Below are 7,967 nucleotides of genomic sequence, written 5' to 3'. Positions count from 1 at the left end.
CGCCCAGGCGTCCGCCGAGCAGCAGCAGCCCGCCGAACGCGAGGGCGTAGCTCGTCACGATCCAGGTCAGGGTGGCCTGCCCGAGCCCGAGGTCGCGGGAGATGTGCGGCAGGGCAATGTTGGTGATCGTGCCGTCGAGGACCAGCATCAGCTGGACGACGGAGATGAGCACCAGGGCCTTGCCGAGGTTCTTGCCGGGAGCCGAGGGATCGGCGGGTGCCGGTGGTGCGACGTGGGGTTCAGACATCAGGCCCTCGACAAATCGTATATGGATATATGGGCGCTTCATGGTAGGGCACGTCGCGCCACCGCTCCGCCGGGTCAGCTGCTGTCACCTCACCAAGGTGGGGCGGGCCTCGAGGACGCGGAGGGGGACCGGTGTCCCGGCGACCGTGTGGGTGCCGGGGATCTCGATCCAGTCGCCGTCGTTGACGCGGTAGCGACCGGTGTACGTGACGTCCACGCTGGGATGGGCGGTCACGCCCGCGTCGGCGTAGCGGTGCGTGATCGTCTGGTCGGGGTACGCGGCCCCGGGCTCCTCCGAGGTGTACGTGGGACCGGTGCGGTCCCAGTGCCAGGTCCAGCTGCTCGGGGTGGCCTCGATCTCGATGCGCTGGCCGAGCAGGGTGACCGTCCGGGTGACGGGCGAGTCGTCGGCCGCGTGGAAGATGGTGTCCAGGTTGACCAGCGTCTCGCCGTCGCCGGGCTGGACCACCAGCGTGGCTTCCGGCCAGCTCAGGCGGCGGAAGGCACGCAGGACGCGTTCCGGGGTGACACGCTCGGTGATCTCTTCCGGTGCTCCGATGCAGACCTGCCCGCGGTCCTCCCAATCACCGTCTGGTGGGAGCCTGCGCCGGATGGAGTACAGGAACGTGCCCGCCGGCACCTGGCAGGTCCGCGGGATGTCGCAGGCGGTGCCCATCGACTCCTCGCAGATGGGGGTGTACTGATAGACGAAGCCTTGGGCTGTGCCGCTGTCGTAGTCGTCGGCGGCCTCGCTGGGATCCAGCCGGCATTCCGCCGTTGCAGACCCAAGCCCGACATCCTCCCCGCAATCGTCTGCTGAGGATGGTGGGGCCGTCATGAGTAGTGCGAGGCAGCTTCCGACAATCAAGGTGGCAATTGCGGAAGTTGTTCGCATCACAGCGGCCTTCGGACGTAGTCGGTGACCACAAAGCCATCGGTTCTCTTCGCGAGCGTGAATTGCAGCAGGCCCTTGCCGCCGGAGAGTGTCTCCTCAGTGCCTCCGGCCTCTTCGATGTAAGAAGTGGGTGTTCCGGTTATCCACACGAGGTAGACCGTCTTGGATCGGCGCTTCAGCCTTGTTGCGTGGACCCCCTCCGTGACAGCTTGACCGCCCTTTTGGTACATCGTCTCGATCTGGTCGGCTAACGCACTGCAGGGCTCGCAGTTTCGTGACATGGCAACGTACGAATGTGTGTCGCCCGAGTTGATCATGGCTGTCTCGGCCTCAAACCATCGGTTGAAGAACTCCTCCGGCGTCTCCTCCGGCGTCTCCTCCGGTGTCTCCGTCGGCGTCGTCTCGACGGTCGGGGTCGGGTCGACCTTGGGCACGGGCTCCTCCTCCGAGCAACCGGTGAGGAGGAGTGCTGTGGTGAGCGTGGTGAGTGTCAGGGCGCGCAGACGCATGTGAGGCCTTTCCCGAGTTGGCTTGCTGGGGAAGGTAGCGGCAATCGGCCCCGCAGTGGCGCCTGTCCGCTCTGGCTGTGGACAACTGGCAGACCAGTGGGCGGCTGTGGACGCTCGGTGGCCCGGGGTCGAGGAATGTCAGGCCCGCGCGGCAGGATTGCCCCATGAGCGCTGACCTGGACGACCTCGCCCCTGCCCCCGCCGAGGCGCGCGAGCGGCACGCCGAGCTGAGCGAGCTCCTCGAGGAGGCGCGCTACCGCTACTACGTCCTGGACCAGCCGACCCTGTCCGACGCCGAGTTCGACACCGCGATGCGCGAGCTCGAGGCGATCGAGGACGAGCACCCCGGCCTGCGTACCCCCGACTCCCCGACGCAGACCGTCGGCGGGGCGGTCTCCACCGAGTTCACCTCCGTCGACCACCTGCAGCGGATGGAGAGCCTCGACAACGCCTTCTCGCTCGAGGAGCTCGCCACCTGGTACGCCCGCCTCGCCAAGGACGGCATCGACAGGCCCGCGCTGCTCTGCGAGCTCAAGGTCGACGGGCTGGCCATCAACCTCCTCTACGAGGACGGCCGACTCGTCCGGGCGCTCACCCGCGGCGACGGGCGTACCGGTGAGGACGTCACCCCCAACATCAAGACCATCGCCTCCATCCCGCACCGGCTCACCGGCACCGACGACTTCCCCGTGCCGGCGCGCGTCGAGGTCCGCGGCGAGGTGTTCCTGCCCACCGCCGCCTTCGAGCGGCTCAACGAATCGATGGTCGACGCGGGGCGCCCCATGTTCGCCAACCCCCGCAACGCCGCCGCCGGCTCGCTGCGGCAGAAGGACCCCCGCGTCACTGCGACCCGCGAGCTCGGCATGGTCTGCCACGGCATCGGAGCCCGCGACGGGTTCGAGCCGACGTCGCAGTCCGGCGCGTACGAGGCCCTGCGCGCCTGGGGTCTGCCCACCTCCGACCGGGTCCGGGTGCTGCCCGACCTCGCCGCGGTCGAGGAGTTCATCGCGGGGTACGGAGAGCGTCGCCACGAGGTCGAGCACGAGATCGACGGAGTGGTCGTCAAGGTCGACGAGGTCGCCCTGCAGCGCCGCCTCGGGTCCACCTCGCGCGCCCCCCGCTGGGCCATCGCCTTCAAGTACCCGCCCGAGGAGGTCAACGCCAAGCTCCTCTCCATCGAGGTCAACACCGGCCGCACCGGCCGCGTCACCCCGTTCGGGGTCATGGAGCCCACCAAGGTGGCCGGCTCCACCGTCGAACGCGCCACCCTGCACAACTTCTACGAGGTCAAGCGCAAGGACGTACGCCCCGGCGACACCGTCATCCTGCGCAAGGCCGGAGACGTGATCCCCGAGATCCTCGGGCCCGTCCTCCCGCTGCGTCCCGACGACCTGCCCGAGTGGGTCGCGCCCACCGCGTGCCCCGCCTGCGGCACCGACCTGGTCGAGCAGAAGGCCGGCGACAAGGACCGTCGCTGCCCCAACCACCGCTCGTGCCCGGCCCAGCTCCTCGAGCGGGTCTACCACGTCGCCGGGCGTGGGGCCTTCGACATCGAGGGCCTCGGCAGTGAGGCGGCCGCCGCGCTCCTCGAGGCCGGCGTCCTCGACGACGAGGGAGACATCTTCGACCTCGACGCCGACAAGCTCCTGCGGGTGCCGCTGTTCACGCGGGCGCCCAAGAAGGGGGAGGAGGGGCCACAGCTCTCCGCCAACGGCGAGAAGCTGCTGGCCAACCTCGCCACCCGCAAGAACGTCCCGCTGTGGCGGGTGGTCGTGGCCCTGTCCATCCGCCACGTCGGCCCCACCGCCGCCCGCGGACTGGCCACCGAGTTCGGGTGCCTGTGGAGCGCCGACCAGGGGACGGCCGACGCACCGGTGGTCTCGATCGCGACCGCCGACGAGGAGACGCTGGCCGCCACCGAGGGTGTCGGCGGGATCATCGCCGCCTCGGTGCGCGAGTGGTTCGACGGCCCGGAGTCGTCCTGGCACCGCGGCATCGTCGAGAAGTGGGCCGCCGCCGGCGTGACCATGGCCGACGCCCGCGACGAGTCCACCCCGCGCACCCTCGAAGGCCTCACGATCGTCGCCACCGGTTCGCTGGTCGACTTCACCCGGGACTCCGTCAAGGAGGCGATCATCAGTCGCGGCGGCAAGGCGTCGGGGTCGGTCTCCAAGAAGACCGACTACGTGGTCGTCGGCGACAACGCCGGGTCCAAGGCCGACAAGGCCGAGCAGCTCGGGCTGCGCATCCTCGACGAGGACCAGTTCAAGCTGCTCCTCGACGGCGGTCCCGCCGCGCTCGGCGACGCGGCCGAGGCGGACGACGCGGCCGAGGAGAGCTGAGGCCCGGTGACCGACGACCGCGGCACGACCACGCCAACGGGCGAGAACGAGGCCGGGTACGCCACGGCCGCGGGCCACCTCGCGCTCGACATCCTGCGCGACACCCTCGTACGCGGGGCGATGCTGCTCTGCGTCCTCGTCTTCGGTGCCGGCCTCGCCGACCAGATGCCCTGGCGCCTCGTCGGACCCGTGGCGGGGTTCGCCGGTTTCGGTACGGCCATGTGGCTGATGTCGCCCCGACGCTCGCCGTGGGCAACCTGGACCGGGCTGCTCGCCGTGTACGCGATCGGTGCCGGCCTGCTGGTCGCCATCTGGAGCTGAGCTGCCCCGTGGACGGTCAGCCGGGGCGAAGCGGAAGCAGACCCCCGTACGCCCACCGCACCCGCCCGTTCACACCCACCCGCCGGACACGCCTAGGATTGGGCGACCCGAAATCTTGCGAAGGACGGCTGCATGCCCGAGATCACACGGGACGAGGTCGCCCACCTGGCGACGCTCGCCCGGATCGACCTGTCCGATGCCGAACTGGACCACCTCGCCCCCCAGCTGAGCGTGATCCTGGAGTCGGTGGCCTCGATCAGCGAAGCGATCGACGACGACGTCGTGCCGACGTCGCACCCGATCCCGCTGACCAACGTGTTCCGTGAGGACGTCGTCACCCCCGGCCTCACCGCGGAGCAGGCGCTGTCCGGCGCCCCGGCCACCGAGCAGCAGCGCTTCATGGTGCCGCGCATCCTCGGCGACGAGCAGTGAGGGCGGGCACGATGACTGACTGGACCAGGAAGACCGCGGCCGAGATGGCCGACGCACTCGCCGCGGGGGAGGTGACCTCGGTCGAGCTGACCCAGGCGCACCTCGACCGCATCGCCGCCGTCGACGGCACCGCCGAGAAGGGCCTGCACGCCTTCCTCGTCGTCGACGCCGACGGCGCGCTCGCCCAGGCCGCTGCCTCCGACGAGCGCCGCAAGGCCGGCAGCCCCGCCTCCTACCTCGACGGCGTCCCCGTCGCGGTCAAGGACGTGCTCGCCACCGAGGGCCTCGAGACCACCTGCGGCTCCAAGATCCTCGAGGGCTGGGTGCCGCCGTACGACGCCACCGTGGTCACCAAGCTCAAGGACGCCGGCCTGCCGATCCTCGGCAAGACCAACATGGACGAGTTCGCGATGGGCTCCTCCACCGAGCACTCCGCGTACGGCCCGACCCGCAACCCGTGGGACCAGACCCGGATCCCGGGTGGCTCCGGCGGTGGCTCCGCCGTCGCGGTGGCCGCCTTCGAGGCCCCGCTGGCGCTCGGCACCGACACCGGCGGCTCCATCCGCCAGCCCGCGGCCGTCACGGGCTCGGTCGGCGTCAAGCCCACCTACGGTGGCGTGTCGCGCTACGGCCTCGTGGCGATGGCCAACTCGCTCGACCAGGTCGGCCCCTGCACCCGTACGGTCCTCGACGCGGCGCTGCTGCACGAGGTCATCGGCGGCCACGACCACCGCGACTCCACCTCGATCGCCGAGCCCCTCCCGGCCCTGGTCGAGGCGGCCCGCACGGGCGCGGCCGGCGACCTGTCCGGCGTCAAGGTCGGCGTCATCACCGAGCTGTCCGGCGAGGGCTGGCAGCCGGGCGTGATGGCCCGCTTCGACGAGTCGCTCGAGCTGCTCAAGGCCGCCGGAGCCGAGGTCGTCGAGGTGTCGTGCCCCAACTTCGTGCACGCCCTGGCGGCCTACTACCTGGTGATGCCGTGCGAGGCGTCGTCCAACCTCGCCAAGTTCGACGCCATGCGGTACGGCCTGCGGGTCACCCCCGAGGGCGACCCGAGTGCCGAGGACGTCATGCGCGCCTCCCGCGACGCCGGGTTCGGTGACGAGGTCAAGCGCCGCATCATCCTGGGCACCTACGCGCTGTCCAGCGGCTACTACGACGCCTACTACGGCACCGCGCAGAAGGTCCGCACCCTCATCACCGCCGACTTCGAGGCCGCGTTCGCGCAGGTCGACGTGCTGGTCAGCCCGACGGCCCCGACCACGGCGTTCAAGCTGGGGGAGAAGCTGGACGACCCGATCGCGATGTACCTCAACGACCTCGCGACGATCCCGGCCAACATGTCCGGCGTGCCGGGCATCAGCCTGCCCAACGGCCTCGCCGAGGAGGACGGGCTCCCGTCCGGGTTCCAGGTGCTGGCCCCGGCCAAGGCCGACGACCGGCTCTACCGGGTCGGTGCGGCGCTCGAGGCGGCGCTGGAGAAGAAGTGGGGTGGGGCGATGCTTGCCCAGGCCCCCGAGGTCGAGGAGGTCAACTGAGATGGCTGACGCACTGAAGACCTTCGAGGAGACCCTCGAGAAGTTCGACCCCGCGCTGGGCCTCGAGGTCCACGTCGAGCTGTCGACCAACACCAAGATGTTCTGCGGCTGCCCGACCGCGTTCGGCGGCGAGCCCAACACGCAGGTCTGCCCGACCTGCCTCGGCCTGCCCGGCGCCATGCCGGTCGTCAACGCCAAGGGCGTCGAGGCCGCGATCCGCATCGGTCTCGCGCTCAACTGCGAGATTGCCGAGTGGTGCCGGTTCGCCCGGAAGAACTACTTCTACCCCGACATGCCGAAGAACTTCCAGACCTCGCAGTACGACGAGCCCATCGCCTTCGAGGGCTACATGGACGTCGTCATCGACGGCGAGGACGGCGAGCCCGAGACGTTCCGCGTCGAGATCGAGCGCGCCCACATGGAGGAGGACACCGGCAAGTCGTTGCACGTCGGTGGTGCCACCGGCCGCATCCAGGGAGCCGACCACTCGCTGGTCGACTACAACCGCGCCGGCATCCCCCTGATCGAGATCGTCACCAAGCCGATCACCGGCGCCGGCGAGCGCGCACCCGAGGTGGCCCGTGCGTACGTCGCGCAGCTGCGCGAGCTGATCCTGGCCCTGGACGTCTCCGACGCCCGCATGGACCAGGGCTCGATCCGTGCCGACGTCAACCTGTCGCTCGCGCCGAAGGGCAGCGACCAGCTCGGCACCCGTACGGAGACGAAGAACGTCAACTCGCTGCGCTCGGTCGAGCGGGCGGTCCGGTACGAGATGCAGCGCCACGCCGCGATCCTCGACGGCGGCGGCTCGATCCTGCAGGAGACCCGCCACTGGCACGAGGACACCGGCATCACCACCTCGGGTCGCGAGAAGTCCGACGCCGAGGACTACCGGTACTTCCCCGAGCCCGACCTGGTGCCCGTCGCCCCGTCGCGTGAGTGGGTCGAGGAGCTCCGCGGCACCCTCCCGGAGAACCCGACGGTCAAGCGGGCCCGCCTGCAGGCCGAGTGGGGCTTCTCCGACCTGGAGATGCGCGACACCGTCGGTGCCGGAGCGCTCGGGCTGGTCGAGGAGACCATCGCCGCCGGCGCGGCGCCCCAGGCGGCGCGCAAGTGGTGGCTGGGCGAGCTCGCCCGCCGCGCCAACGAGGAGGGTGTCGAGCTCACCGAGCTCGCCATCACGCCCGTCCAGGTGGCCGCCGTCCAGGCGCTCGTCGACGCCAAGACCGTCAACGACAAGCTGGCCCGCCAGGTCATCGAGGGCGTGCTCGCGGGCGAGGGCGACCCGGCCGAGGTCGTCGAGAAGCGTGGCCTCGCGGTCGTCTCCGACGACGGTGCGCTGTCCGCTGCCATCGACACCGCGATCGCCGCCAACCCCGACGTGGCCGACAAGATCCGTGACGGCAAGCACGCCGCCGCGGGCGCCCTCATCGGTGCGGTGATGAAGGAGATGCGCGGGCAGGCCGACGCCGGTCGCGTCCGCGAGCTGATCCTCGAGAAGCTCGCCTGATCCACTCCATGACGTCACCCGGACCGTGCCCACGGTCCGGGTGACGTCATTTGGCGGGGGCGGGGTTAGGCTTCGGGGGCACACACATCTCACGCCCGTGGTGGAGAAGCCGGTCCAAGTCCGGCGCTGACCCGCAACCGTAGGTGGCCCTCGTGGCCACGAGCCGGACCGAGA

Annotated in this window: 7 protein-coding genes and 1 pseudogene; 5 read left to right on the top strand and 3 right to left on the bottom strand. The window is 70.4% G+C overall.

What is annotated here, in order from left to right; all coding sequences use genetic code 11:
* The 3 genes and pseudogenes from ACI379_RS13330 to ACI379_RS13320 form a co-directional block, all read right to left on the bottom strand.
* Positions 1-247: pseudogene (locus ACI379_RS13330) on the bottom strand (MFS transporter); the annotation flags it as partial.
* Positions 248-331: 84 nt separating this feature from the next.
* Entirely contained in the window at positions 332-922 is a 591-nt protein-coding gene (locus ACI379_RS13325; protein ID WP_439792577.1) for a hypothetical protein, read from the bottom strand.
* 218 nt (positions 923-1,140) lie between these two features.
* Positions 1,141-1,575 carry a hypothetical protein gene (locus ACI379_RS13320; RefSeq protein ID WP_439792576.1) on the bottom strand — a complete coding sequence of 145 codons (435 nt, stop codon included), beginning with the start codon at positions 1,573-1,575 and terminating at the stop codon, positions 1,141-1,143.
* A 239-nt stretch (positions 1,576-1,814) separates the two neighbouring features.
* On the opposite strand from ACI379_RS13320, the gene ligA reads away from it, so the two are divergent.
* The 5 genes from ligA to gatB all read left to right on the top strand — a co-directional run bounded on the left by ligA (position 1,815) and on the right by gatB (position 7,793).
* Positions 1,815-3,992 (top strand): NAD-dependent DNA ligase LigA, encoded by a 2,178-nt coding sequence (gene ligA / locus ACI379_RS13315; RefSeq protein ID WP_439792575.1) that lies wholly within the window; start codon positions 1,815-1,817, stop codon positions 3,990-3,992.
* Between the two features lie 6 nt (positions 3,993-3,998).
* Positions 3,999-4,313 carry a hypothetical protein gene (locus ACI379_RS13310; RefSeq protein ID WP_439792574.1) on the top strand — a complete coding sequence of 105 codons (315 nt, stop codon included), beginning with the start codon at positions 3,999-4,001 and terminating at the stop codon, positions 4,311-4,313.
* A gap of 132 nt (positions 4,314-4,445) precedes the next feature.
* Positions 4,446-4,745 (top strand): Asp-tRNA(Asn)/Glu-tRNA(Gln) amidotransferase subunit GatC, encoded by a 300-nt coding sequence (gatC, locus tag ACI379_RS13305; protein ID WP_439792573.1) that lies wholly within the window; start codon positions 4,446-4,448, stop codon positions 4,743-4,745.
* An 11-nt stretch (positions 4,746-4,756) separates the two neighbouring features.
* A complete protein-coding gene (gene gatA, locus ACI379_RS13300; RefSeq protein ID WP_439792572.1) occupies positions 4,757-6,283 on the top strand; it encodes an Asp-tRNA(Asn)/Glu-tRNA(Gln) amidotransferase subunit GatA in 1,527 nt (508 codons plus the stop codon).
* Between the two features lies 1 nt (position 6,284).
* Positions 6,285-7,793, top strand: a complete 1,509-nt coding sequence (gene gatB, locus ACI379_RS13295) for an Asp-tRNA(Asn)/Glu-tRNA(Gln) amidotransferase subunit GatB (RefSeq protein ID WP_439792571.1) — start codon at positions 6,285-6,287, stop codon at positions 7,791-7,793.
* The last annotated feature ends 174 nt before the right edge of the window (positions 7,794-7,967 follow it).

The organism is Nocardioides sp., assembly GCF_051876515.1.
Taxonomy (GTDB): Bacteria; Actinomycetota; Actinomycetes; order Propionibacteriales; family Nocardioidaceae; genus Nocardioides.
The sequence above is the reverse complement of the archived record's forward strand: the minus strand, read 5'-3'. Positions and strand labels throughout refer to the sequence as shown.